Genomic DNA, 25,807 nt, shown 5'->3' on the forward strand with positions numbered 1-25,807 from the left:
GGGGGTGGTCAGAGGGTCAGGTCGGGTTCCTCGGGTGCCCGGCCACACTCCACCTCCACCCCGAGCGCCCGCAGGTCGGCGACGAAGTCCGGATAGCCCCGGTCGATGTGGTGCACGTGCGAGACCTCGGTGACGCCGTCCGCGCAGAGTCCGGCGATGACCAGGCCCGCTCCGGCCCGGATGTCGGTCGCCTGGACCGGGGCACCGGAGAGCCGGTCCCGGCCCCGTACCACAGCGTGGTGCCCGTCGGTCTTGATGTCGGCACCGAGTCGGGCCATCTCGTTGGCGAACATGAACCGGCCGTCGAAGATGTTCTCGGTGACCAGCGAGGCCCCCTCGCTGACCGAGGCGAGTCCGATCGCCATCGGCAACAGGTCGGTGGCGAAGCCGGGGTACGGCAGGGTGACCACGTCCACCGCGGTCGGCCGCCGGTCCATCCGTACCCGGAAGGCGTCCGGCCGGGTCTCCACCAGGCCCCCGGCGGAGACCACCTTGTCCAGCGCCACCTCCAGGAACGCCGGGTTCACCCCGGTGACGGTCACGTCCCCCCGGGTCATCGCGGCGGCGAAGGCCCAGGTACCGGCGACGATCCGGTCCCCGACCGTGGCGTGCCGCACCGGTCGCAGCTCCCGGACCCCTTCGATGGTCAGGGTGGCGGTGCCGGCACCGGTGATCCGGGCGCCCATCTCGGTGAGCATGGTGCAGATGTCCACGATCTCCGGCTCGCGGGCCGCGTTGTCGATCGTGGTGACCCCCCGGGCCAGGACGGCCGCCATCACCAGGTTCTCGGTGGCGCCCACGCTCGGGAACTCCAGCACGATGTCCGCCCCCCGCAGCCCGCCCGGCGCGGACGCGATGACGAAACCGTGTTCACCGGAGATCTCGGCGCCCATCCGGTGCAACCCGGCGACGTGCATGTCGAGTCCGCGGGAGCCGATCGCGTCCCCGCCGGGATGCGCGACCCGCACGTAGCCGAGCCGGGCGAGCAGCGGACCGAGTACGCAGATCGACGCCCGCAGCCGGCGAACCAGGTCGTAGTCGGCTTCCGTGCCGGGCCGCTCCGGGACGTCGATGGTGACCGTACGGGAGTGCGCGGCGGCCGGGCCGTCCACCGCCGGGTCGACCTCGAACCGCACCGCACAGCCGAGCCGCCGCAGCACCTCCCCCATGATGGCGATGTCGGTGATCCGGGGCACGTTGGTGATGACCGTCCGGCCCGGGGCCAGCAGCGCCGCCGCCATCAGTTTCAGCGCGGAGTTCTTCGCCCCGACCACGTGCACGGTGCCGCAGAGCCGGGCACCACCGCGTACCCGGATGACGCTGACGTCGTTGACGGAGGTGTCACCGCCGTCCCCCGGCCCGACCGTGCCCGGCCAGGCCGCCGCAGTCGGCGGGCCGGCGGTCCCGGCGGTCGCCGCGTCGGGTGGGACCACGTCGGCTCCGGCGGGACGATCTGTGACAGTCGAAGCCGACATCCGTAGGCTGTGCGTCATGGCCGTCCACCTCACGCGCATCTACACCAGGGCCGGCGACGCCGGCATGACCAGGTTGAGCAACAACGAGCAGGTAGCGAAGAGCGATCCACGGATCACGGCGTACGCCGACGTGGACGAGTGCAACGCCGCGATCGGCGTCGCCCTCGCCCTCGGACAGCTCTCCGACGAGCTGGTCGGAGTGCTCGCGTCGATCCAGAACGACCTGTTCGACGTCGGCGCCGACCTGGCGAACCCGATCGAGCCGGACCCGAAGTACCCGCCGCTGCGGGTCACCGAGGAGTACGTCAGCCGCCTCGAAGGCTGGTGCGACGAGTTCAACGCGCGCCTTGGCAACCTGGACTCCTTCATCCTCCCCGGCGGCACTGCGGGCGCAGCGCTGCTGCACGTGGCGCGGACGATCGCCCGGCGCGCCGAGCGTGCTGCCTGGGCACTGGTCGACCACGACCCGGAACGGACCGGCACCCTGCCGGCCAAGTATCTCAACCGGCTCTCGGATCTGCTCTTTATCCTGGCAAGAACGGCAAATCCGGACGGAGATGTGCTATGGGTGCCCGGCGGTAAGCGCGACCGGTAGCGGACGCGCTGAGTGCTGAGCGTCGGCGGGTTGCACCACGTCGAGGTGTGGGTGCCCGACCTGGCCCGGGCCGTGGAGAGCTGGGGTTGGCTCCTCGGCGAGCTGGGTTGGGCACCCTTCCAGGACTGGCCGGCCGGCCGGTCCTGGCGCCGGGGGACGACGTACCTGGTCCTGGAGGAGTCGCCGGCGCTCTCCGGGCGGCGGCACGACCGCCTCGCCCCCGGCCTGAACCATCTCGCCTTCCACGCCGGGCCGCCCGCTGCCGTGGACCGGCTGGTCGCGGCGGCGCCGGGGCACGGCTGGTCGCTGCTGTTCCCGGACCGTCACCCGTACGCGGGCGGGGCCGGGCACTATGCGGGGTACCTGACCGACGGGCAGGGGTACGAGGTGGAGCTGGTCGCCTCGACGGGCGAACCCTGACCCAACCGACCGGGCCGGGGGGCGGCGGGACCCAGGCGGCCAGAAGTCGGCGTGGCTCAGGCAGCCGGGCGGTCCTGCGGGGCGCTCAGGCGGCCGGGCGGTCCTGCGGGGCCAGACGCGGCGAGACCGCCCCCGGAGGGGCGGCCTCGAGCCAGGAGAGGAAACCGGTGACGGTGGAGCGCGCCATGGCGATCTCGACCGGTACGTGCCGGCTGGTACAACTGATGATCACCCAGTCCGCCGGCATGGAGAGCCGCTCCTGCCCCTCGGGCAGCCGGCGCGACTCGACGGTGAGGTCCTTGCGACGCAGGACGCGCTTGGGACGAATGGCGAAACTGAACATCCGGTACCAGCGCAGCTCGTCCCGGACGAAGCGTCCGAATCCCGGGGACCAGCCCCGCCCGTCGAGCACGGTGGTGACCCGGACACTCAGCCGGATGATGCCACCGGAGCGGGTCACCAGCGCCCGCCGGACGAAGAGCACCGCCAGTGCGGCGAACAGAACGAGAACGCCGATTCCGATCCCTTCCAAGACCAGCATCGACGTTACCGGTTCAGCGGTTCGCGGCGGCGGTCGCGGGGGTCGCGCTCTCGGCGAGCACGGTGACGCCCTCTCCGGTCACCGACAGGAACCCGCCGTCGACGTCGTACGTCAACTGCTCACCACCGGCGAGCTTGATCCGCACCTGGCCGGGCTCGGCGAGCTGGCCGAGCAGGGGTGCGTGTCCCGGGAGCACACCGAGCTCGCCCTCGGTCGTCCGGGCGACGACCATCTCGGCCTCTCCCGACCAGACCTTCTCCTCGACGGCTACAAGCTCGACGTGAAGCTGCTTTGCCACGCTGTCTCCCTGCTGCGGCGATGGATTGTCGAAATTCTAGTCGGGCCACCACCGGCCACCCAACGCGGGTGGCGAGGCGCACAGTGACACGCCGACGTACGGTTCACAACTTCTTGCCGAGCAGCTCCGGATGGGCGGCGAGGAAGGCCTCCACGGTGCCGTCGCGCAGCGCGGCGAAGAACTCCTCGGCCACCGGCTGGAGCGCCTCACCCTGGTACTTCCCGCTGGCGCTCGTCACGCCACCGCCCGGGAGTTTGATCATGCTGATCGAGTCCGACCGGAGGTTGCGCAGGGCGAAGCCGTAGTCGGCGATGCTGTTGCCCCGCCCGTTGAAGACCAGGGACTGACCGGCGGCGCGCAGCACCGAGTCGAGTTTGGCCGGGTTGGTCACCACGTCCCGGCTGAGTGCCTGGTCAGCCATCGCCTTGAGGAACTGCTGCTGGTGCCGCTGCCGGGCGTAGTCGCCGTCCTTCAGGCCGTACCGCTGCCGGACGAAGTCCAGTGCCTCCCAGCCGGCCAGGTGGTGCTGGCCCACCTCGTACACCTTCTGCGGGCCGGTGTAGCCGCCGCCACCGGGCTTGAGCCTGCGGGGCGTACCGTCCGGCTGGAGGTGCTCGGACTTGGTCCGCTCGTCGACGTACAGGTCGACCCCGCCCATCGCGTCGACGATTTTCTTGAAGCCGGTGAAGTTGATGATGGCCCCGGCGTCGAACCGCTCGATCCCGGTGTACGCGGTCAGCGTCTTGGAGAGCAGCTCGAAGCCCTGCGCCACGTTCGGCTTGTTCGGCTGGCCGGGAACGTGACTGCCCCGGGCCATCGCGCTGTTGATCTTCGTCCGTCCGCCGGAGTAGTCGGCCTTCGCGAAGGCCGGCACGTCGACCAGGGTGTCCCGGGGGATGGAGAAGAGGTAACCCCGGTCGAGCCCGGCCGGGATGTGCATGATCATGATCGAGTCGGCCAGCGGCGGGGTGGTCGGGTTCCGCGGGTCGATCCCGACCAGCAGGATGTTCAGCGGCCCCTTGATGTCGCTCCGGCGGGGCGCACTGGCCCCGGCCGCGCCGTCACCGAAGAGGTCACCCTTGCCGACCGCCCCCTCGTACCGGGCCAGCAGTGCCCGGTAGCCGATCAGCGCCCCGCCGCTGAGCACCATCAGCACCACCCCGAGGTAGGTGCAGACCCGCGCCCACCGGGGCACACCCGCCCACCTGGACGGCCGTGCCGTACGCTTCCCGCCCTCAGCCACAGTCAGCTCCATTCGTCGTACCCACGAGAGAGATGACGGGCACGAGACGTCGGATCGTTGCACAGATCGATACCCGGCCGGCCGGGCATCGTAACCGAAGGTACCTCGCCGGTCAGCGGAACCAGGGAACATGCACGCCGGGTGAATCCCAGGTCACCCCGGGTGCGACGAGGCTCGACGGTCGAACGGGACGGACGACCGGTCACCGGACCGAACGGCACCACACATCCCACGGATGACGGACGGCGCAGGCCGCGCGGACGGCACAACGAACGGTGCCCGCACCGGACGTACCGGTACGGGCACCGCAGGGACGGACCGGAGGTCAGTCCTTCATCAGCTCAGCAGCCTTGCGCTCCAGGTCGTCCAGACCGCCGCACATGAAGAATGCCTGCTCGGGGAAGTGGTCGTACTCACCCTCGCTGATCTTCTTGAACGCCTCGATGGTCTCCTTGATCGGGACCGTCGAGCCCGGCACGCCGGTGAACTGCTCGGCGGCGTAGGTGTTCTGCGACAGGAACCGCTCGATCCGCCGGGCCCGGCCGACGGTGAGCTTGTCCTCCTCGGAGAGCTCCTCGATACCGAGGATGGCGATGATGTCCTGCAGGTCCTTGTAGCGCTGCAGGATCCGCTTGACCTCGGTGGCCACCGCGAAGTGCTCGGCACCCACGAACTCCGGGGCGAGGATCCGGGACGAGGACGCCAGCGGGTCCACCGCCGGGTAGATGCCCTTGTCGGAGATCGACCGCTCCAGGTTGGTGGTGGCGTCGAGGTGGGCGAAGGTGGTGGCCGGCGCCGGGTCGGTGTAGTCGTCCGCCGGCACGTAGATCGCCTGCATCGAGGTGATGGCCTGGCCCCGGACGGAGGTGATCCGCTCCTGGAGCTCGCCCATCTCGTCGGCCAGGGTCGGCTGGTAACCCACCGCGCTCGGCATCCGGCCGAGCAGGGTGGAGACCTCCGAACCGGCCTGGGTGAAGCGGAAGATGTTGTCGATGAAGAGCAGCACCTCCTGCTTCTTCACGTCCCGGAAGTACTCCGCCATGGTCAGCGCGGAGAGCGCGACCCGCAGACGGGTGCCCGGCGGCTCGTCCATCTGGCCGTAGACCAGCGCGGTCTTGTCGATGACACCGGACTCGGTCATCTCGGCGATGAGGTCGTTGCCCTCACGGGTCCGCTCACCCACGCCGGCGAAGACCGAGGTACCGCCGAAGTTCCGGGCCACCCGGGTGATCATCTCCTGGATGAGCACCGTCTTGCCGACGCCCGCACCACCGAACAGACCGATCTTGCCACCCTTGACGTACGGGGCGAGCAGGTCGATGACCTTGATGCCGGTCTCCAGCATCTCGGTCTTCGGCTCCAGGTCGGCGAAGGCCGGCGCCTTGCGGTGGATACCCCACCGGTCGTCGGCCTGGAGCACCTCGCCCTCGGTCAGGTTGAGGCACTCGCCGATGGCGTTGAAGACGTGGCCCTTGACCGCGTCACCCACCGGCACGCTGATCGGCGAGCCGGTGTCGCGCACACCGGCGCCACGGACCAGACCGTCGGTCGGCTGCATCGAGATCGCGCGGACCATGTTGTCACCCAGGTGCTGGGCGACCTCCAGGGTCAGCGTCTTCTCGCCGCCGGAGAGCGTCACGTCGACGTGCAGGGCGTTGAACAGGGCCGGCATGGCGTCGCGCGGGAATTCGGCGTCGACGACCGGGCCGATGACCCGGACCACGCGACCCGTGGCCGTCTTGGTCTCCGCTGGTCCACCAGCGGCAGTCGATACAGTCATCACACTTCACTTCCCGACGCGGCGAGCGCGTTGGCGCCGCCGACGATCTCGCTGATCTCCTGGGTGATCCCGGCCTGACGGGCCGAGTTCATCTCACGGGTGTACTTCTCGATCATCTCTTCGGCGTTGTCGGTGGCGCTCTTCATCGCCCGCCGACGGGACGCCGACTCGCTGGCCGCCGACTCGATCAACGCCGCGTAGATCCGCGTGTTGATGTACCTCGGCAGCAGCGCGTCGAGCAGCGCCTCCGCTTCCGGCTCGAACTCGTACGCCGGGAGCAGACCCTCGGACTTCGGTCGGTCCTCGACCTGCATCGGCCCGATGATCTTGGCGACCGGCGTCTGGGTCATCAGGGAGTGGAACTCGGTGTAGACGATGTGCAGCTCGTCGATACCGAGCACCCCGTCCGCCCCGGCGCCGCCGTCGACGTCGTCCGCACCGGCGGTGAACGCCTTGATCAGCGTCTCGCCCACCGCCCGTGCGTCCGCGAAGGTCGGCTGCTCGGAGAAGCCGGTCCAGTTGGCCTCGATCTGCCGGTTCCGGAACCGGTAGAAGGTGACCCCCTTACGCCCGATCACGTAGAGGACCGGCTCCTTGCCGTCCGCCTTCAGCCGGGCGATCAGCGACTCCGCCGTCCGGATGGCGTTGGAGCTGTACCCACCGGCCAGACCCCGGTCGCTGGTGACCACCACGACGCCGGCCCGGCGGACCCGCTCGCGCGGGGTCAGCAGCGGGTGGTCGATCCGCGCGTTGGACGCCAGCGCGGTCAGCACGCCGGTGATGGCCTGGGCGTACGGCAGGGACGCCTGCACCCGGGCCTGGGCCTTGGCGATCCGGCTCGTCGCCACGAGCTCCATCGCCTTGGTGATCTTCTTCATCGACTTCGCCGAGCGGATCCGTTGACGAAGAACGCGAACCTGGGCCGCCATGGGTCAGCCCTACTGCTTCTCGACCGGACGGTCGCCGTCGCGGTAGCGGGTGACGGTCTCCCGCCCCTCCTCGCCCTCCAGGGGCTTGGCCGGGGCCTCGTTGATCCGCCGCTCGTCACCGTGGCCGAGGAACGCCTTCTTGAAGTCGGTGATCGCCGCGTCGAGCGAGCCGATGATCTCGTCGTCCCACTTGTTGTCCGCGATGCCGGCCAGCACGCCCGCGTGCCGGCTCCGCAGGTGCTGGAGGAACTCCGACTCGAAGCGCCGGACGTCACCCACCGGGATGTCGTCCAGCTTGCCCTCGGTGCCGGCCCAGACCGAGACGACCTGCTCCTGCACCGGGTACGGCGAGTAGTTCGGCTGCTTCAGCAGCTCGACCAGGCGGGAACCGCGCTCCAGCTGGGCCCGGGACGCCTTGTCCAGGTCGGAGGCGAAGGCGGCGAACGCCTCCAGCTCGCGGTACTGGGCCAGGTTCAGCCGCAGCGAACCGGCGACCTTCTTCATCGGCTTGACCTGCGCGGCACCACCGACCCGGGAGACCGAGGTACCGACGTTGATCGCCGGCCGGACGCCCTGGTTGAACAGGTCGGTCTCCAGGAAGATCTGACCGTCGGTGATCGAGATGACGTTGGTCGGGATGAAGGCCGAGATGTCGTTGGCCTTCGTCTCGATGATCGGCAGACCGGTCATCGAGCCGCCGCCCATCTCGTCGGAGAGCTTCGCGCAGCGCTCCAGGAGCCGGGAGTGCAGGTAGAAGACGTCACCCGGGTACGCCTCACGGCCCGGCGGGCGACGCAGCAGCAGCGACACGGCCCGGTACGCCTCGGCCTGCTTGCTCAGGTCGTCGAAGACGATCAGGACGTGCTTGCCGCCGTACATCCAGTGCTGCCCGATGGACGAGCCGGTGTACGGGGCGAGGTACTTGAAGCCGGCCGGGTCCGACGCCGGGGAGGCGACGATGGTGGTGTACTCCATCGCACCCGCCTCCTCCAGGATGCCCTTGATCGAGGCGATCGTGGAGGCCTTCTGGCCGATGGCGACGTAGATGCAGCGGACCTGCTTCTTCGGGTCGCCGGAGCGCCAGTTGTCGCGCTGGTTGAGGATGGTGTCCAGGGCGACCGTGGTCTTACCGGTCTTCCGGTCACCGATGATCAGCTGCCGCTGGCCCCGACCGATCGGGGTCATCGCGTCGACCGCCTTGATACCGGTCTGCAGCGGCTCGTCGACCGACTTACGGGACATCACGTTCGGGGCCTGGAGCTCAAGCTCACGGAAGCCCTCGTTGGCGATGTCGCCGAGGCCGTCGATCGGCTGGCCGAGCGCGTTGACCACGCGGCCCAGGAAGGCGTCGCCGACCGGCACCGAGAGGACCCGGCCGGTGCGCTTGACCCGCTGGCCCTCCTCGAGCTTCGCGGAGTCACCGAGAACGACGACACCGATCTCCCGGACGTCGAGGTTCAGCGCCACGCCGAGCGTGCCGTCCTCGAACTCCAGGAGCTCGTTGGTCATGGTCGAGGGGAGACCCTCGACGTGGGCGATGCCGTCGCCGGTGTCGGCGACGGTGCCGACCTCCTCGCGGGAGACGTCGGGCGAGTAGGAGGAGACGTAGCGCTCCAGGGCGCCGCGGATCTCCTCCGTCGAGATGGTCAGCTCGGCCATCCTCTGCTTCCTCTATTCAGGGGCCCGGGATACCTAGTACCGACCGGTCCGAACGGCGTCGAATGTTGGGTGCGCGGTGCGAGTGCGATCAACGCTTCGCGAGCGCGTTGCGGGTTTCGGTGAGGCGGCGCAGCACGGTCCCGTCGTACAGGTCGGAACCCACCCGCACGCTCATGCCGCCGAGAATCTCCGGCGTCACCGTCTGCTTGACGCTGACCTGCCGACCGTATATCTCGGACAGCCGGTCGCCCAGCCGACGCTCGTCGGCCTCGGCCAGCGGGGACGCGACGGTCACGTACGCGACCCACCGGTCCCGCCGGTCGGCGGCCAGCTCCACCAGCCGGGTCAGCGCGCCCGCGAAGGAACGCCCACCGAAGCCGGCCAGCGCCGCCTCCACCAGACGCACGGTCGCCGGCCGGGCCTTGCCGGTCAGCAGGGTGCGGACCAGCTCGACGCGCTGCGCCACCGGGGCGACCGAGTCGGAGAGCGCCCCGTTGAGCTGCGCGTCCCCGGCCACCATCTGCCCGAAGCGGAACAGCTCGTCCTCGACGTCGCCGAGCTCACCGGCGCGGTCGGCGCCGGCCAGCAGAGCCTGCACACCGAGCTGCTCGGTTGCGTCGAGCAGCTCCGACGGCGCCGACCAACGGCCGGCGACGAGCGTGGCGAGCAGGTCCAGCGCGTCCGCACCGATCTTGCCGCGGAGCATGTCGCCGAGCAGAGCCGACCGGTCCGCGCCGGTCCGGGCCGGGTCGGACAGTGCCCGACGCAGCCGCGGCTCGCGGCCGAGCAGGCCCGCGACGGCGAGGATGTCGTCCGCCGTGGCGGCGACCGCCTCCGGTGCGGCACCGGCGACGTACGCGTCGAGCCGCTCGCTCGCGGCCCGGTACGACTCCCGGCTGGCGGCCTGCATCAGCGGGCCCCCGCGCTCTCGAGGCCGCTCAGGAACCGCTCGACGGTGCCCTTGCGCCGGGCCTCGTCGGCGAGCGACTCACCGACGATCTTGCTGGCCAGGTCGACCGCGATGGTGCCGACCTCCGCGCGCAGCTCGCGCACGATGGTGGCCCGCTCGGCGGCGAGCTGCTCCTTGCCGGCCGCGATGATCCGCTCGGACTCCTCGCGGGCCTTCGCCAGCACGTCGGCCCGGATACCCTCGGCGTCCGCCCGGGCGTCGTCCCGGATCTTGGCCGCGTCGGTCCGCGCCTCGGCCAGCTGCGCGCGGTACTGCTCAAGGAGCTGGTTGGCCTCGGCCTGGGCGGCCTCGGCCCGCTTGATGCCACCCTCGATCGCGTCCACCCGCGCCTGGAACGTCTGCTCCATGCGGGGGAAGACGAACTTCATCAGTACGAAGCAGAGCAGGGCGAAGGCGACGCCACCAACCACGAGCTCCTGCCAGATCGGCACGATCGGGTTGTGCGCCTCACCACCCTCAGCGGCGAGCAGGAACATGGGAAACCTCCCGGTCGAAGGGCGGGATTAGAGGTTGCCCTGCCAGATGAAGCCGAACGCGATGCCCAGCAGCGCCAGGGCCTCGATGACGGCGAAGCCGATCCAGACGTACGGCAGGGTCATCCGGGACGACTCCGGCTGGCGGGCGGTCGACTGGATGTAGGCGGCGAAGACCAGGCCGACGCCGATACCCGGGCCGATGGCGGCAAGGCCGTAGCCGATGGCGGCGGTGCTGCCCTCTACCGCGGCGACGTAATCCATTAGTGGTTCCTCCTGGTTATCACGCGTGACGGTCACGCGGGACGACAACGGTTGGTGCGGTTGATCAGTGTTCGTCGGCGAGCGCGCCCTGCACGTAGCTCGCGGTCAGCACGGTGAAGACGTACGCCTGGAGCGCGATGACCAGGAACTCCAGGAAGGTGAGCGCGATGGTCATCACCCAGGAGAGGAGCGAGACCGGCGCGAGCAGGGCGTTGGCGTTGATCATCGCGAAGCCGCCGAGCGTGAACACCAGCAGGAGCATGTGGCCGGCGAACATGTTCGCGAAGAGACGGACGGCCAGCGAGAACGGCCGCACGAGGAAGGTCGAGAAGAACTCGATCGGGATCAGCAGCGGCAGGATGTACCACGGGGCCGGCGGGATCAGCGAGTTCTTGATGAACTTCCCGGCACCGTGGTGCTTGATGCCCGCGTAGATGAAGAGCACGTAGCTGATCACCGCGAGGAACGCCGGGAAGGCGATGTGCGAGTTGGGCGAGATCTGCAGGCCCGGCACGATCGCGAAGAGGTTGGTCAGGAAGATGAAGCAGAACAGCGTGGTGAAGTACGGCGCGAACCGCACCCCGGCGTGGCCGATCATGTCGACCGCGATGTTGTTCCGCACGAAGCCGTAGACCGACTCGGCGAGCCACTGCTTCTTGGTCGGCACCAGCTGCGGCTTACGGTAGCTGGCCAGGAAGAAAATGATCAGGATCCCGACGGCCAACCAGACCATCGCGGTGATCTTGGTGAACCAGTAGGAGTTCTCCGCACCCCAGGGCACGATGCTGGGCAGGTAGAAATCCTCCACACTGGGTGGGAATGCCGCCTCGCCCTGTGCCAGAACGTTCGCCGCTCCGTTCACCGCGTCCCTTCCTAAGTAGGCGTGCCGAGTCGGCGGACGACCAGGATGATCCCCCCGGCCATGCCGAGCACGACGCCGATCCCGGTGGCGATGCCGCCGGTGTCGAGCCACTGGTCGACCAGCCAGCCGATGAAACCCCAGACGCCCATGCCCGCGATGAGGTAGGTGAGCGCGGTCCAGCCCTGACCGGCGTTGGGCGGAGTGTCGCCCGGGCCGCCGGTGGGTTGGGGGGTTTGGTCACCAGCCATGACGGGCCGAACGATATCAGCCGGGAAGATGAGGCTGTGCCTCACCCCCCGCACAACTGTGTTGTGTGGGCGGTCCGGGAGGCAAGGTCGTCTGGAGGCACGCTACTCCCCTCGCGCCACCCACGAAATGACCGGTCCCGGACACTTTTCCGCGTCGCCGGCCACCGGCCGGCAACCCACCGGACAACCGCAGGTCAACCGGGGTTTCCCGGCGACACGCCGGAGCCGGTCGACAAGATCCACCGGAACGGCCCGGTGCGGGCCGCCGGAACGGGTCGGGCCGGATCCGTCGGACCGCCCCGGGTGCGCCCCGCCGGACCGGTCAGCGGCCCCGCCGGGCGGGTCAGCGCCCCCATCGGGCGTGCACCGTGGCGAGCCACCAGATGTGCGCCCCGGTCCAGGCGACCACCCCCACCGCGATCCCGTAGCAGAGCGGGATCAGACCGGCCCAGCCCGTCGAGGCGACGGCGAGCATCACGCCGCCGAGCATGCTGATCTTGGCGACGTAGAGCCCCAGTCCGAACGGGAGCACCAACTGCGGATTGATCGAGTCGGCCCAGGCCAGCACCACGGTGGTCAGGGTGTAGCTGGCTGCGGTGACCGCCACCCCGCTGGCCGCACCGACCGCCGCCGGCAGGCCGCCGGTCAGACCGCCGACCAGCGCCGCACCGACGAACAGCCCGCCGGAGACCAGCAGCAGCACCGGCAGGTGCCGCAACCGCCAACGCCGGTCCTCGCGCTCGGCGACCACCACCGGCTCAGCCACGGGGGTACGCCGGGAACGCGCGGACCGGGTCGGCCACCTCGGCCAGGGTGTCGACCCCGCCCCGGGCGGCCGGACAGGTGACGCTGAGCTGGTCGAAATCCGGCCCTCGGAAGGTGCCCGTCGCAGTACCCACAGCAAGAGAGTCTAGGAGGCCGCACACTGGAGACCGTGAGATGCCTGGTCACCGGAGCCACCGGCTACATCGGCGGGCGCCTGGTGCCCCGACTGCTCGCCGAGGGACACACCGTACGCTGCCTGGCCCGCAAGGCCGGCCGGTTGCGGGATGTACCGTGGTCGGGCGACGTGGAGATCACCGAGGGTGACCTGAGTCGACCGGAGACCCTGCCCGCCGCGTTCGACGGCGTCGAGGTCGCCTACTACCTGGTGCACTCCCTGGGCCGGGCCGACTTCGAGGCACTCGACCGGGCGGCGGCGACCCACTTCGCGGCAGCGGCCCGGACGGCCGGGGTACGCCGGATCGTCTACCTCGGCGGGCCGGAGCCGGCACCGGACGACGACCGGCCGTCGGCGCACCTGCGGTCCCGGGCCGAGGTGGCCCGGATCCTGCTGGCCGGCGGGGTACCCACGGCGGTGCTGCGGGCCGCGGTGATCCTCGGGTCCGGCTCGGCGTCGTTCGAGATGCTGCGCTACCTGACCGAGCGGCTGCCGGCCATGGTCACCCCGCGCTGGGTGCGCAACCGCATCCAGCCGATCGCCGTCCGGGACGTGCTGTACTACCTGGCCGGCTGCGCGACGCTGCCGCCGGAGGTCAACCGGGCCTTCGACATCGCCGGCCCGGAGGTGCTCACCTTCCAGGAGATGATGCAGCGGTACGCGGCGGTGGCCGGGCTGCGCCGCCGGATCATCGTGCCGGTCCGACCGTTGACCCCGTCGCTCTCCTCGCACTGGGTCGGCCTGATCACCCCGGTACCGAACGCAATCGCCCGTCCCCTGGTGGAGAGCCTGATCCACGAGGCGGTCGCCCACGAACACGACATCGCCGAGTTCGTACCCGATCCGCCCGGCGGGCTGACCGGGTTCGACCGGGCGGTCGGCCTGGCCCTGGCGAAGGTCCGCGACGCCCAGGTGGAGACCCGCTGGTCGACGGCGAGCGGGCCGGACGCCTCCGCCGAGCCACTGCCCAGCGACCCCGGCTGGTCCGGCGGCACCGCCTACACGGACCTGCGGGAACGGGACGTCGCCGCTCCGCCCGACGCCCTGTGGCGGGTGATCGAGGGCGTCGGCGGCGAACACGGCTGGTACTCCTTCCCACTGGCCTGGTCGGTCCGGGGCTGGCTGGACCGGCTGGTCGGCGGGGTGGGACTGCGCCGGGGCCGGCGCGACCCGCACCGGCTGCACGTCGGCGAGGCGCTGGACTTCTGGCGGGTGGAGGAGATCGTCCCCGGCGAGCTGCTGCGGTTGCGCGCTGAGATGCGGCTGCCCGGCCGGGCCTGGCTGGAGATGCGGGCGCTGCCGGACGGCGACGGCCGCAGCCGGTACGTCCAGCGGGCCGTCTTCCTGCCCCGGGGGCTCGCCGGGCACGCGTACTGGGCGGCGGTCGCCCCGTTCCACGCGGTGGTCTTCGGCGGCATGGCCCGCAACATCGCCCGGGGCGCCGAACAGTTGTAAGGAAGGGCGCGTGGGTCAGTTGCCGGCCCGGGCGTCACCGGCGGCGCCGGTACCGAGGGCGATCGCCTGGCTCGGCGGGGTGAACCCGAGCTTCGGTTGGTCCCGCAGCGCCGCAGCGAGGATCCGCGCGACGGCGTCGACCATCTTCGGTTGTACCCGGGTCTTCACCGGCTCCCCCGGGTCGTCCGGGTTGGCGGCGATGGACGCCACCGCGAGCTGCGGGGTGTACGCCACCACCACCTCGGTGGCGGTCCCGTCGGTCGTCCCGGTCTTCCCGGCCACCGGCCGGGCCAGCGTCTTGAACAGGTCGGGCGCCGAACCGCCGTCGCAGCGTTTGTACGCCGACTGGTCGCCCACCGGGCAGCGGGCCGCATCGGTGGCGGCCCGGGCCACGTCCGCCCGCAGCACCCGGCGGCAGTCCGGGCCGGTACCGGGTACCGGCTGTCCGCTGCTGTCGGTGACCGACCGGACGGGCAACGGGACGCAGTACACGCCCTCGGCGGCGACGGTGGCGTACGCGTTGGCCAGGTCGAGCGGGGTGGTGGCGGAGACCCCGAGCACGAACGGGCCCCACTCGGCGGCGCCGTCGATGGCGAGCCGGGCATCGGACGCGGCCCGGAAGACGATGCCCAGCCGCTCCGCCATCTCCACCGACCGGTCCACCCCGACCTGCTCGGCGAGCTTGACGAAGTACGTGTTGACCGAGCGGCCGAAGCCGGTCCACATGGTGCGTTTTCCGTTCATCCACTTCGGGTCCGCGTTCGCCGGGCACCAGTAGCCGCCGCAGCTGGCCGCCGTACCGCTGATCCGCCACCGGGTGGTGGTCTTCGACGGTGAGTCGATCTCCTTGGCCAGGGGCAGTCCCGCCTCCAGCGCGGCGAGCATGGTGAAGAGCTTGAACGTCGACCCGGCCTGGTACCCCTCGATGGTGCCGCCCCCGGCGACCAGCGGGTTCACCGTGTTCGGCCGGTTCGGCTGGCCGGCCGGATTCTCCTTCAGGCTGTACTGCCGGTTGACCGCCATCGCCACCACCCGGCCGGTACCGGGCTCCACCACGGCGGTCGGCAGCGCCCGGGGGTTGGTGTGGTCGTACACCGACAGCACCTGCTGGAGGGTGGTGGCCTGCACGCCGGGGTCGAGCGAGGAGACGATCCGGTACCCGCCCCGGCGCAGTGCCCGCTGGCGTTCCTCGACCGTCGTACCGAACGCCGACTGGGCGTTCCACCACTGCTGGAACCAGTCGCAGAAGTAGCCCCAGTCCCGGTGGGCCGGGGCGACCGCCGAGCAGTCGTTCGGGTCGGTACTGGTCCGCAGGGTCACCGGTTCCCCGCCGGCCTGGTCCGCCATCTCCTGGGTGATCGCCCCGAGCGTCACCATCTGCTGGAGGACGTACCCCCGGCGGTCCCGGGCCGCGTCGGCGTCCCCGTTGATCGGGTCGTCGGTGTTCGGGGACCGGACCAACCCGGCCAGCAGAGCCGCCTCGGCCAGGGTCAGCTCCGCCGGGGGTTTCGAGAAGTACCGTTTGCTGGCCGCCGCGATGCCGTACGCCCCGGCGCCGAAGTACGCGATGTTGAGGTAGCGCCGCAGGATCTCGTCCTTGTCGATCTCCCGTTCCAGCGCCAGGGCGTACCGCATCTCCCGGATCTTGCGGCCGTTGCTGATCTCGGTCGCCGCGGCCCGCTGCTCCTCGGTCAACGTCGGATCGCTGCCCAGCACGTTGCGGACGTACTGCATGGTCAGCGTGGAGGCGCCCTGCCGGGTCTGGCCGCCGGTCCCGTTCGCCACGAGGGCCCGGATGAGACCGCGTACGTCGACGCCGTTGTGCGAGTGGAACCGGATGTCCTCCGCCGCGATGATGGCCTGCCGCATCACCGGCGCGATCGCGGCGAGCGGGACGTCGGTGCGGTTCTCGGTGTAGAACGAGGTGATCAGGGTCCGCCCGTCGCTGGCGTACAGGTCGGAGCGTTGCGCGCTGACCGGGTGCAGCAACTGGCGGGGCAGTTCCCCGTACGGCGAGACGAACGACTGGAAACCGAGGCCGAGGAGCAGCGCGGTGGGCAGCGCCACCGCAGCGAGCAGTACGCCGGCCACGACGCCGGCCACCAGGATCGTCACCAGTCTGTGCAGAAGGGCCCGGTTCATCAGCTTCACTTCCCGCGAGGGCGGCGCGCGACACCGGGTACGTGGGTGGGCGACCGAGCCGCCCGTCCACCGTCGGCGCCAGCGGCATGACCCGTCCAGAATGGCGGCCCTCAGGTCTGGGTCATCCCGATTCGCCGGAATCCGCAGGAAGTTCACTACTTGGGGGAGTCATCCCCGTCCGGGTCGTCCCCGGATCGTCTCCCGGGTCAACGTCCCCGGTCGCGTATCCGGGTCAGGGCAGCAGCAGCGCCGCCAACGGCTGCACCGTCTCCTCGATCTCGTCGGCCACCCGGCTGAAGCACTGGTCACCCCGACCCCACGGGTCGTCCAGGTCGTCCCCCGGCAACGTCGGCGCGCCCTGCCGGGCGGCGTCGACCGCCGCGACCAGGGCCACCCCCCGGGCGTACACCGCCTCCGGGGTCACCTCGGCCGGCGGCAGCGCGGCGACGTCCACCCCGGCCAGCAGCCGACCGAACTCCCCCAGTACGAAGGTGCGCCCGGCGGCGTCCGGCCGCAGCGCCACCACGTACTCCTGCTGGTCGGCCGTGGCGGTGAGCACCAGATCGGCGGCGTCGATCTGGTCCGAGCGCAGCTTGCGGGCGGCGAACCCGGTGGTGTCACCGCCGCGCGCCCGGACCTGACGGGCGGCCGGCGGGTTCATCTCCTCCCCCTCGTGCCACCCCCCGGTACCGGCGCTGTGGCTGTAGAGCAGGGTGTCGGCGACCGCCGACCCGGCCGCACGCGGGACGTCGGCACCGGCCGACCCGACCGGCAGCCGGTCCAACCGCTGCCGCAGCGCCAGGGTGAGCAGCCGCTCCGCCATCGGCGACCGGCAGATGTTGCCCATACAGACGTGCAGGACGGTGAACGGCGGCACCTCAGGCCACCTGACTCTCGATGTCGGCGACCACGTCGCGCAGCTTCACCAACGGGATCGCCCCCTCCCGCAGCAGCACCGGGACACTCCCGGTGAGGTCGACGATGGTGCTCGGTACCGGATCCGGGGCCGGTCCCGCCTCCAGGTAGGCGCGGACCGCGTAGCCGAGCTGGTCGCGGGCCTCCTCGGCGGTCACCGCCGCCGGCTGCCCCGTCTTGTTGGCCGACGAGACGGCCATCGGGCCGGTCTCCCGCAGCACCTCCAACGCCACCGGATGCAGCGGCATCCGGACGGCGACCGTCCCGCTGGAGTCACCCAGGTCCCAGGAGAGGCTCGGCGAATGCTCGACGATGATGGTCAGCGCGCCCGGCCAGAACGCCTCGACCAGGTCCCGGGCCGCCCGGGGCAGGGTGTAGACCAGCCCGTCGAGGGTGTGCCGGGACCCGATCAGCACCGGCGGCGCGGCCTGCGGGCCGCCCTTCGCGTCGTGCAGTGCCCGGACCGCGTACGGGGTGAACGCGTCCGCCCCGATCCCGTAGACCGTGTCGGTGGGCAGGACGACGAGTTCGCCGTTCTTGACCGCCTCGATCGCTGCGGCGATGCCGCGGTCCCGGTCGGCGAGCGACCGACAGTCGTAGAGCATCACGATGAGCCAGTCTGCCACGTCACGGCGGCTACGCCGTGGTCGGCGCCCACGCTTCGGACCGCGGTGGCGAACCGGGGTCGGCCGGCCAGATCGCGGTGCGCGGTGATCTGCGTGAACCGGCCGTCGGCGGCGAGCAGCTCCGGCACCACCACGCCGTGCGTGTCGTCGTGCTCGATGCCGAGCACCCCGCCCGGGCGGAGCAGCGCCCCGGCCCGGTGGATCACCGGGCGGATCACGGCGAGGCCGTCCGGGCCGCCGAACACCGCCTCGCCCGGGTCGTGGTGGGCCACCTCCTCGGGTACCACCACCCGCTGCGGGACGTAGGGCGGATTGCAGAGCAGCACGTCGACCCGACCGGTCAACCCGTCGAGCAGCCCGGGGTCGGTCACGTCCGCCTCGACCACCTCGACCGGCGGGTCCCCGGCGGCGGCCCGCGCGGCGGCGTTCCGGCGCAGCCAGGGCAGCGCCGCCGGGGACCGTTCCACCGCGACCACCCGTACCCCGGGCAGTTCGTGTGCCACCGACAGCGCGATCGCCCCCGACCCGCTGCACAGGTCGACCACCGTACGCCCGCCCGGCAGCCGGCGACCCTGCTCGATGCCCCAGCCGGCGAGCAGCTCGGTCTCCGGGCGCGGTACGAACACGCCCGGCCCCACCGCCAGTTCCAGGTACCGGAACGGGGCGACGCCGAGCAGATGCTGCAACGGTTCCCGGGCCGACCGGCGGTCCACCAGCGCGTCGAAGCGGTCGAGCTGGTCGGCGGTGAACCCGTCGGCGAGCGCCAACCGGCCCCGGGGCAGCCCGAGCACGTGCGCCGCCAACTGCTCCGCCTCGGCCCGGGCGGAGGCCACGCCCGCCGACGCGAGGGTACGGGTCGCGGCGGCCACCGCCACCGACGGACGGACCCGTTCTGTCCCTTCGGTTGGGTGTTCCGGGAAACCTGTCACGACATAATCATGAACGTCGGCAAACCTTGTCGCGCCGTCGGTGCACGGTCGTCGATGGGTCAGGAGGTTCCGCGTGGGCTGGCTCGACCGGGTCAACGACCAGGTTGACGTGCTGACGCGGGCCCGCGCGCTCCAGGAGGCCAGCCGGTCGGCCGAGGCCATGGTCGCACTCGACCGGGTGATCCGGACCACCGACGACCCGTACGCCCGCGCCGACGCCCTGGTGCAACGCCTCTCCGCCCTGCTCAACCTGGGTCGTACCGCCGAGTACACCCGGGCCATCGAGGAGGCGTCGAAGGCGGTCGAGGACCTCTCCGAGCCCTACCTGCACGGCCACCTCTTCGGGCTGGCCGCCCTCGCCGCCCACCACCAGGGCGCGCTGGACCGCTGCGTCACCCACCTGGTCCGGGCGTCCCGCGCCCTCGGCGCCGTCGAGGACCCGGACCGGGACACCGCCTGGGCCTGGCACGACCTGGCGATGGCGTACTCGTATCTCAGCTTCCACGGGTACGCGCTCAGCGCCATCGAACGGGCCCGGCAGCTCGGCATGGCCGCCGGTATCCCCGAGGAGACCTTCGCCGCACCCGGTATCCGGCTGCGCAACGCGGTCGCGCTGGACCACAACGGCGACAGCGACGGCTGTCTGCGGGTACTCCGGGACATCGACTCCGACCTGGCCCGTTTCCTGCGGGCCGGCGGTGCGGGGCGGATCCGGCCCAGCAGCCTCGCCGCGTACGGCTACTCCGCCGCCCGCCGGGCCGCGCTCGGGGAGGTGCCGCAGAGCGGGCCGGGCACCGACGCGGTGACCCTGCTCGGCCACGGCGGGGACAGCGCCCGGGCCCGGGACATGCGCCAACTCGGGGAGGTCTGCCTGGCCATCGCCGAGGGGCGGGCGGTCGAGGCGGTCGCCCGGCTGGACAGCGCGACGGTCGCCCGCGAGACGCTGGGCGCTGCGGAACCGGCCCGGTTGCGCAGCCTCGCGCTGGCCCGCGCCGGGGACCACGCCGCCGCGCACCGCGCCGACCGGCACGCCTTCCGGTTGGCCGCCCAACGCAACGACCGGCTCCGGGACGTCTACGTCGACGGCATCGAGGCGCGGATCGACCACGAGGAGATGCGTCGCGAAGCGGCCCGGTACGAGGGCGAGGCCCTGACCGACCCGTTGACCGGACTGCCCAACCGGCGCCGCCTGGAGCGGTACATCGCGGCGATGGTGCAGCGCGGCGAGCTGGGCGTGATCGGGGTCTGCGACCTGGACGGGTTCAAGGCGGTCAACACCCGGCACGGTCACCACTCCGGCGACCTGGTGCTGCAACGGGTCGCCGGGGTGATAAACCGGGTGATGCGCCGGGGGGACGTCGTGGTCCGCTACGGGGGCGACGAGTTCGTGGTAGTGCTGCCGGGTACCTCGATGGAGGAGGCCGCCGAGGTCGGGCGCCGGATCGCCAACGCGGTACGCACCGAGGACTGGGAGTCGTTGGTGCCCGGTACCCCGGTCGCGGTCAGCATCGGCTTCGCCGAGGTCACCGGCTCCGGGGCGGCCCTACGTGAGGCCCTGCGCGACGCGTTCCAGCTCGCCGACCGGGAGATGCTGCGGGCGAAGTCCCGTCCCCGGGCCGGCCGGTCGGTGGAGTGACACCGACCGGCGACGGAGGGAGCGCCGGTCCGGTACCGGCGGGCCGGCGGCGCGACGTCGTCTCACGCCGACCCGCGGACCGGTGGCGTGACGCCGGTCAGCGGCGGGCGAGTTCGGTGTCGCCGGCCAGCCGGGCGGCCCGGTCGGCCTCGCCCAGCGCGTCGAGCACCCCGCTCAGGTCACCGGCGAGGACCAGGTCCAGGTTGTACGCCGTGTAGCCGATCCGGTGGTCGGTGATCCGGTTCTGCGGGAAGTTGTAGGTACGGATCCGCTCCGAACGGTCGACCGTGCGGACCTGTGCCTTACGGGCGTCCGAGGCGGCGGCGTCGGCCTGCTCCTGGGCCACCGCCAGCAGGCGGGCCCGCAGGATCCGCATGGCCTGCTCCCGGTTCTGCAACTGGCTCTTCTCGTTCTGGCAGGAGACCACGATCCCGGTCGGTACGTGGGTGATCCGCACCGCCGAATCGGTGGTGTTCACCGACTGCCCGCCCGGCCCGGAGGACCGGAACACGTCGATCCGCAGCTCGTTCGGGTCGATGGTGACGTCGACGTCCTCAGCCTCCGGGAGGACCAGCACCCCGGCCGCGCTGGTGTGGATGCGCCCCTGCGACTCGGTGACCGGTACCCGCTGCACCCGGTGCACGCCGCCCTCCCACTTCAGCCGGGACCAGACGCCGTTGCCGCCCTCGGGCACCCCCTTCGTCTTCACCGCGAGGGAGACGTCCTTGACCCCGCCCAGGTCCGACTCCTGCGAGTCGAGCACCTCGGTCACCCAGCCCTGCCGTTCGGCGTAGCGCAGGTACATCCGCAGCAGGTCACCGGCGAACAGCGCGGACTCCTCGCCGCCCTCACCGGCCTTGATCTCGACGATCACGTCCTTGGCGTCGTGCGGGTCGCGCGGCATGAGCAGCTCGGCGAGCCGCTGCTCCAGCGTCGGCAGGTCGGCCGCGATGGCCTCCGCCTCGGCCGCGAAGGAGGCGTCCTCGGCGGCCAGCTCACGCGCCGCCACCAGGTCGGCCCGGGCCTGCGCCAGCTCACCGGCGGCCTTGTGCAACGGCGCCAGCTCGGCGAACCGGCGCCCCACCCGGCGGGCGGTGCCCTGGTCGGCGTGGATGGCCGGGTCCGCGAGACGCTTCTCCAGCTCCGCGTACTCGTCCAGGAGAGCGGCCAGACGCTCACTGCTCATGCGGGGGCTCCTTCACGACCGGCCGAGGGGTGGGGTGACAACAACGGACGGCGCCCGCCCCCGGTCTGCCGACCGGGAACGGGCGCCGTCGAAGCAGCTACTTGGCCTTCTTCTGCTGGACCTTGGCGTACTTCTGCTGGAACTTCGCGACCCGACCAGCGGTGTCGAGGACCCGCTGCTTACCCGTGTAGAACGGGTGGCACGCGCTGCACGTCTCGACGTGGATCGCGCCGCCCTTGGCGGTGCTGCGGGTGGTGAAGGAGTTGCCGCAGGAGCAGGTGACCTGGGTCGTCACGTACTGCGGGTGGATGTTGGGCTTCATGTCGCCTCGGTCCTTTCGTCGGTGGTCGCCGGGTCGCCGTGGCGCCTGTCGCTGACCGCGAGGGAGCTGGGGCGTGAACCGGTACCGGTGGCCGATTGACCAGTGTGCCAGAGGCCGGAGCCGCCCCGGAAACCGGGCTGTGCACACGGGGTCCGGCAGGGCCAACGCTCACCTCCCCACCGGCATTCCCGCTGCCCCCGGTGAGCTAACGGCACCCGGGGGCGGGTGTTGGGAAGGGCCCCTTCCTATACCGAAAACGATAGGAAGGGGCCCTTCCCAACACCTCAGGCGGCGGGTGTGACCGCCGTTACCGCCGGGACCAGGGTGACGGCCGCGGTGGCGCGTACCCCGTTGACGGTCACCGCGAGCAGGATCTGCCCGGCCGACCGCAGCGCGGTCAGCTCACCGGTCGCCGGGTCGAACCAGGCGGTGTGGTACGGCCGTACCCCGTCCCGGGAACCGACGTGCACGCCCGGCGAGGCGGACCAGTCGGCGCTGACCGGGGCGGCCACCGGTACCTGCCGCCCACCGGCCTGGGCGACGGTCGCGGTGACCCGCGCCGGAGCGCCCGGCGCGACGGTCTCCGGGGCGGTCACGGTGAGCCCGTCGACGTGGGCCCGGAACTCGGCGGCCACCCAGGTCGGCCCCTCGGCCAACGGGTCGCGCCGGGCCCGCTCGGCCTCGGCCGGGGTGACCGGGTCGACGCCGAACTCGGTCCAGCCGGTGAAGCCACCGAGCTGCGGCGGGGTGGCCGGGTTCTTGCCGGAGTTGCCGTTGATCACGTACGGCACCCCGTCGACCCGGTCGGCGTGGAAGGTGCCGACGTGCCCGCCGACGAAGAGCGCCCCCTTGCCGGTACGGTGCTGGAACTCGGCCAGCCACTGTTCCACCAGGGCGGCCTCCTTGCGGTCGCCGAGCTGGCTGGCCTTGGCCGGCAGCGGATCGCGCGGCGGGTGGTGGTGCAGCACCACGACCGAGTTGACCGCGTCGTCCCCGGCTGCGGAGTCCAGCGCCGCCCGCAGCGCCCGTACCTGGTCGAAGCCGCCGCCGCGCAGCGTGCCGGTGGCCGAGTTCAGGGTGACGAACCGGGTCCCCTTGTGGTCGAAGCTGCGCCAGGTCGCCCCGAACACCGCCTCGAAGTTGCTGATCGGGGCGCCCATGATCTCGTGGTTGCCGGGCACGTAGTGGTAGGGCACCTCACCGGCCAACTCCTCGTCCAGGATCCGCTTGGCCAGCGCGAAGTCGGCCGGGTAGGCGGTGTCCACGAAGTCGCCGTTGATCACCAGCAGGTCCGGTTTCGCGGCCCGCACCTCGCGCAGCGTACGGCGGGCCTGGGCGACCAGGTCGCTGTCCGGGTCGGCCGCGACGAACTGGGCGTCGGAGAGCACCGCGAAACGCCAGGGCGCCCCGGCCACCGTCCCGTCCCGGACCACCACCCGGTCGGTGCGCGGCTCGTCGGCGGGTACGTCGACCGTCGGCGCCACCCGGGCCACCAGGTCGTCGATGACGATCTCACTGGTGTACTTCGCGGCGGCGTTGGTCTCCGCCACGTAGAACCGGCGGATCCGCACCGGGTACTGCACCCCGGCCGGCACCGCGAACTCGACGTACCGCCAGCCGGTCCAGGTGATCAGCGGTCCCCGCAGCACGTGCTGCTGGTCCAGGGCGTCGTGCAGGTGCAGACTGGGCCACTCCCCCTTGGCGTTGCCGTGGATCCACATGCCGAACGCCTGCGGCTGGCCGGCGACCGGGATCCAGGCCGGCGGGTCGGCGTACGCGGCCCGGGTGCCGGTGGACTGGCCGAAGTCGTACGCCATCTTCAGGCCGGTGCCGGTGCGGCCGGGCACCGGCGTGACCGAGCCGGTGGCCCGCGCGGCGCTGAACCGCCAGTTCGCCGCGTCGGTGAAGTCGGCGACCGGGACGTCGGTCAGCCCGACGGTGACCGGTACGACGGTCCGGGTGTCGCCGACCCGGACGGTGACCAGCGCGGAGCCGGACGGCGCGCGGGAGGTCACCGCGAGCGTGCCGTCCGGCCGGCCGGTGATCTCCAGCAGCGACCGGTCGTACGTCAACTCCAGGTCGGTCGGCTCGATCGGCGCGGTGTTGCCCTCGGCGTCGTAGCCGACGATGCCGAGGATGCCGGTGTCCTCGGCGTCGACCAGACCGACCCGGTCCACCGTGGAGTCGATCCGGGCCAGCGGGCCCAGCACGGTCAGATCCAGGGTGCCGGCCGCCTCGTCCCGGAACGCGGTGACGGTGCTGGTGCCGGGGCGCCGGGCGTGGAACACCCCGTCGCCGTCGACGGAGCCGAGCGCGGCCGGGTTCGCCCGCCACTTCGGCGCACCGCTGGCCGGGCCGTACGTCTCGTCGTGCCCGGCGGCGGTGAGCCGGCGGGTCAGGCCCGGGAAGACCCGGTCCGGTCGGCCACCGCGCACCGGCGCGACCCCGGGTGCGGCGGTCGGGTCGCTGGCGGTCTCCACCCAGTACCCGGTGAGCCGGCCACTGCCCTGCGGGGCGTAGACGGCCAGTCCGTTCGGTACCGCCCGTTCCGAGCCGTCCGACGGGCTGTTCTCCACCTGGACGGTCGCCGCGCCCGGCTCCCGGGCCAGCAGCGTCGACGAACCACCCCCGTCGAGGTTGAGTGCGTGGTGGGCGCCGAGTTCGGCCATCATCCGGCCCATCTCGGTCTGCGTCACGCCCCGGCTGTCCACCTGCCGGCCGTCCACCGTGAGCAGGTACATCTTCCGGCCGTCGGCGGAGAACCCGATCGCGGTACGGGGTGCCAGGGTGGCGTCCGCGATGGACTGCACCACCCCGTCGCGGACCAGCACGTTGCCGCCGCCGACCGCCGCCGCGAGGCCGCCGTCGTCGGACGCCTTCGGCCGGTACGCCACCGTGACCGGGTCGCCGGGGCGCAGTCCGGCCAGCGCGTCGGCACCGGCGTCCCGGCCGAGCAGGATCGTGGTACCGGCCGGGATCTCCCCCTCCCCGGCGCTGGTCGTGACCGTGGTGACCCGACCGTCGACCACGGTGACCTCGGTGACCCGGGCCGCCCCCTCGACGGTCCGCTGTCGCCGGTACGACCCCCAGGCCGGGGTGAACACGCCGATGCCGCCCGTCTGGACCATGTTGTTGAACTGGGTGAGCCGGACCGGCCCGCCCGGCAGGGTGGCGGTGCCGTCGAAGGCGACCTGGATGATCCGGCCGATCCCGTCCGGGCTGATCGCGGCGGCGTTGGGGTGACCGGCCACCGGCGACTGGATCAGCTCGCCGCTGCGGATGCCGACCCCCTGCGCGGCCCCGGAGTTGTTGATGTCGAAGAAGTCACCGTTGACCGCGGCGACCGCACGGGACCGGTCCACCGCGCCGCGCAGCGGCTCGGCCCGGCTGACCGCACCCGAGTTGACGTAGTCGACCCTCGCCCCGCCGGTCAGGTCGGTGGTCAACGCGTCGGCCCGCAGCCAACCGTTGGCGTCGTACCGGTCGAAGGAGGTCAACTGGACGCCGGGGGCGACCGGGCGGGTCCGGGTGGCGGTCTCGATTCCGCCGGCCGGTTCGACACCGGCTACCGGGCTGCCGTCGGTTGCCCGGCTCCCTGCTGTCGCCGGGCTGTTCTCGGCGGCCCGGTTGTTCTCGGCGACCAGGCGGGTCGAGGTGGTGGGGTACGACGAGGCGCGGGGCGCATCCTCGGCGGTGGTGGCGGTGGCCGGGGTGACCCCCGGCGGCTCGGCGCCGGCCGGTACCGGCCCGGCGAGCGTCAGCAGCGGTGTCAGCAGCAGTGCGCTGGCGAGATGGGCGGATCGACTGCGGGTTCGCATGGCCGCCAGTCAACCGGATGGTGAATAGAAGTTTCAATACCCCTCGACTTAACCGAAGGAAAACTCCAGCCTTCCGAAGAC

At 71.7% G+C, this 25,807-nt stretch carries 25 protein-coding genes; 4 read left to right on the forward strand and 21 right to left on the reverse strand.

Features of this window, described 5'->3' with window-relative positions:
- Positions 1-8: 8 nt before the first annotated feature.
- A complete protein-coding gene (gene murA / locus GSF22_RS10165; RefSeq protein ID WP_439957756.1) occupies positions 9-1,493 on the reverse strand; it encodes a UDP-N-acetylglucosamine 1-carboxyvinyltransferase in 1,485 nt (494 codons plus the stop codon).
- Here murA and GSF22_RS10170 point away from each other — a divergent pair.
- Positions 1,492-2,070 (forward strand): cob(I)yrinic acid a,c-diamide adenosyltransferase, encoded by a 579-nt coding sequence (locus GSF22_RS10170; RefSeq protein WP_208813228.1) that lies wholly within the window; start codon positions 1,492-1,494, stop codon positions 2,068-2,070. The two genes, murA and GSF22_RS10170, sit on opposite strands and share 2 nt — an antisense overlap.
- 15 nt (positions 2,071-2,085) lie before the next feature.
- Positions 2,086-2,490 carry a VOC family protein gene (locus GSF22_RS10175; protein WP_208813273.1) on the forward strand — a complete coding sequence of 135 codons (405 nt, stop codon included), beginning with the start codon at positions 2,086-2,088 and terminating at the stop codon, positions 2,488-2,490.
- A gap of 85 nt (positions 2,491-2,575) precedes the next feature.
- Here the strand turns inward: GSF22_RS10175 and GSF22_RS10180 are convergent, their stop codons facing one another.
- From GSF22_RS10180 to GSF22_RS10240, 13 genes are all read right to left on the reverse strand, one after another.
- Positions 2,576-3,031, reverse strand: a complete 456-nt coding sequence (locus tag GSF22_RS10180) for a DUF2550 domain-containing protein (RefSeq protein WP_208813230.1) — start codon at positions 3,029-3,031, stop codon at positions 2,576-2,578.
- 13 nt (positions 3,032-3,044) lie between these two features.
- Positions 3,045-3,329 (reverse strand): F0F1 ATP synthase subunit epsilon, encoded by a 285-nt coding sequence (locus GSF22_RS10185; RefSeq protein ID WP_208813232.1) that lies wholly within the window; start codon positions 3,327-3,329, stop codon positions 3,045-3,047.
- A 103-nt stretch (positions 3,330-3,432) separates the two neighbouring features.
- Positions 3,433-4,584, reverse strand: coding sequence for an LCP family protein (locus GSF22_RS10190; protein ID WP_208813234.1), 1,152 nt, complete (start codon positions 4,582-4,584; stop codon positions 3,433-3,435).
- 313 nt (positions 4,585-4,897) lie between these two features.
- Positions 4,898-6,352: a F0F1 ATP synthase subunit beta gene (gene atpD / locus GSF22_RS10195; RefSeq protein WP_208813236.1), complete on the reverse strand. Its 1,455-nt coding sequence runs from the start codon at positions 6,350-6,352 to the stop codon at positions 4,898-4,900.
- A complete protein-coding gene (locus GSF22_RS10200) occupies positions 6,352-7,281 on the reverse strand; it encodes a F0F1 ATP synthase subunit gamma (protein ID WP_208813238.1) in 930 nt (309 codons plus the stop codon). Before GSF22_RS10200 ends, atpD begins: the two co-directional genes overlap by 1 nt.
- Before the next feature lie 9 nt (positions 7,282-7,290).
- Positions 7,291-8,940, reverse strand: a complete 1,650-nt coding sequence (atpA, locus tag GSF22_RS10205; RefSeq protein ID WP_208813240.1) for a F0F1 ATP synthase subunit alpha — start codon at positions 8,938-8,940, stop codon at positions 7,291-7,293.
- An 88-nt stretch (positions 8,941-9,028) separates the two neighbouring features.
- Positions 9,029-9,850: a F0F1 ATP synthase subunit delta gene (locus GSF22_RS10210; protein ID WP_208813242.1), complete on the reverse strand. Its 822-nt coding sequence runs from the start codon at positions 9,848-9,850 to the stop codon at positions 9,029-9,031.
- Entirely contained in the window at positions 9,850-10,386 is a 537-nt protein-coding gene (locus GSF22_RS10215) for a F0F1 ATP synthase subunit B (protein WP_208813244.1), read from the reverse strand. Before GSF22_RS10215 ends, GSF22_RS10210 begins: the two co-directional genes overlap by 1 nt.
- A 27-nt stretch (positions 10,387-10,413) precedes the next feature.
- A complete protein-coding gene (locus tag GSF22_RS10220) occupies positions 10,414-10,647 on the reverse strand; it encodes an ATP synthase F0 subunit C (RefSeq protein WP_208813246.1) in 234 nt (77 codons plus the stop codon).
- Positions 10,648-10,711: 64 nt separating this feature from the next.
- Positions 10,712-11,509, reverse strand: coding sequence for a F0F1 ATP synthase subunit A (atpB, locus tag GSF22_RS10225; protein ID WP_208813249.1), 798 nt, complete (start codon positions 11,507-11,509; stop codon positions 10,712-10,714).
- A gap of 11 nt (positions 11,510-11,520) precedes the next feature.
- On the reverse strand, positions 11,521-11,757 hold the full coding sequence (locus GSF22_RS10230) for an AtpZ/AtpI family protein (protein WP_208813251.1): 237 nt from the start codon (positions 11,755-11,757) through the stop codon (positions 11,521-11,523).
- 343 nt (positions 11,758-12,100) lie between these two features.
- On the reverse strand, positions 12,101-12,523 hold the full coding sequence (locus GSF22_RS10235; RefSeq protein WP_208813252.1) for a hypothetical protein: 423 nt from the start codon (positions 12,521-12,523) through the stop codon (positions 12,101-12,103).
- Entirely contained in the window at positions 12,516-12,656 is a 141-nt protein-coding gene (locus tag GSF22_RS10240) for a hypothetical protein (RefSeq protein ID WP_208813254.1), read from the reverse strand. Before GSF22_RS10240 ends, GSF22_RS10235 begins: the two co-directional genes overlap by 8 nt.
- A gap of 35 nt (positions 12,657-12,691) precedes the next feature.
- Between GSF22_RS10240 and GSF22_RS10245 the strand changes: the two genes are divergently transcribed.
- The gene (locus GSF22_RS10245) at positions 12,692-14,152 is read left to right on the forward strand and encodes an SDR family oxidoreductase (protein ID WP_208813256.1); all 1,461 of its coding nucleotides are present in this window, start codon (positions 12,692-12,694) and stop codon (positions 14,150-14,152) included.
- 15 nt (positions 14,153-14,167) lie between these two features.
- Here GSF22_RS10245 and GSF22_RS10250 read toward each other — a convergent pair whose 3' ends face one another.
- The 4 genes from GSF22_RS10250 to prmC form a co-directional block, all read right to left on the reverse strand.
- The gene (locus tag GSF22_RS10250; protein ID WP_208813258.1) at positions 14,168-16,294 is read right to left on the reverse strand and encodes a transglycosylase domain-containing protein; all 2,127 of its coding nucleotides are present in this window, start codon (positions 16,292-16,294) and stop codon (positions 14,168-14,170) included.
- 232 nt (positions 16,295-16,526) lie between these two features.
- Positions 16,527-17,171 carry an arsenate reductase/protein-tyrosine-phosphatase family protein gene (locus tag GSF22_RS10255; protein ID WP_208813260.1) on the reverse strand — a complete coding sequence of 215 codons (645 nt, stop codon included), beginning with the start codon at positions 17,169-17,171 and terminating at the stop codon, positions 16,527-16,529.
- Between the two features lies 1 nt (position 17,172).
- Complete coding sequence (locus GSF22_RS10260; RefSeq protein WP_208813275.1) at positions 17,173-17,814, reverse strand: L-threonylcarbamoyladenylate synthase; 642 nt, start codon at positions 17,812-17,814, stop codon at positions 17,173-17,175.
- Entirely contained in the window at positions 17,814-18,764 is a 951-nt protein-coding gene (gene prmC / locus GSF22_RS10265; protein ID WP_208813262.1) for a peptide chain release factor N(5)-glutamine methyltransferase, read from the reverse strand. The genes GSF22_RS10260 and prmC overlap by 1 nt, the downstream gene beginning before the upstream one ends.
- Before the next feature lie 73 nt (positions 18,765-18,837).
- On the opposite strand from prmC, the gene GSF22_RS10270 reads away from it, so the two are divergent.
- Positions 18,838-20,400: a GGDEF domain-containing protein gene (locus GSF22_RS10270; RefSeq protein ID WP_208813265.1), complete on the forward strand. Its 1,563-nt coding sequence runs from the start codon at positions 18,838-18,840 to the stop codon at positions 20,398-20,400.
- 97 nt (positions 20,401-20,497) lie between these two features.
- Here GSF22_RS10270 and prfA read toward each other — a convergent pair whose 3' ends face one another.
- The 3 genes from prfA to GSF22_RS10285 form a co-directional block, all read right to left on the reverse strand.
- Positions 20,498-21,586 carry a peptide chain release factor 1 gene (gene prfA / locus GSF22_RS10275; protein WP_208813267.1) on the reverse strand — a complete coding sequence of 363 codons (1,089 nt, stop codon included), beginning with the start codon at positions 21,584-21,586 and terminating at the stop codon, positions 20,498-20,500.
- Between the two features lie 97 nt (positions 21,587-21,683).
- Positions 21,684-21,908: a 50S ribosomal protein L31 gene (rpmE, locus tag GSF22_RS10280; protein WP_208813269.1), complete on the reverse strand. Its 225-nt coding sequence runs from the start codon at positions 21,906-21,908 to the stop codon at positions 21,684-21,686.
- Positions 21,909-22,192: 284 nt separating this feature from the next.
- The gene (locus GSF22_RS10285; RefSeq protein WP_208813271.1) at positions 22,193-25,726 is read right to left on the reverse strand and encodes a phosphodiester glycosidase family protein; all 3,534 of its coding nucleotides are present in this window, start codon (positions 25,724-25,726) and stop codon (positions 22,193-22,195) included.
- Positions 25,727-25,807: the final 81 nt, after the last annotated feature.

It is taken from the genome of Micromonospora echinofusca, assembly GCF_017614955.1.
GTDB lineage: Bacteria > Actinomycetota > Actinomycetes > Mycobacteriales > Micromonosporaceae > Micromonospora > Micromonospora echinofusca_A.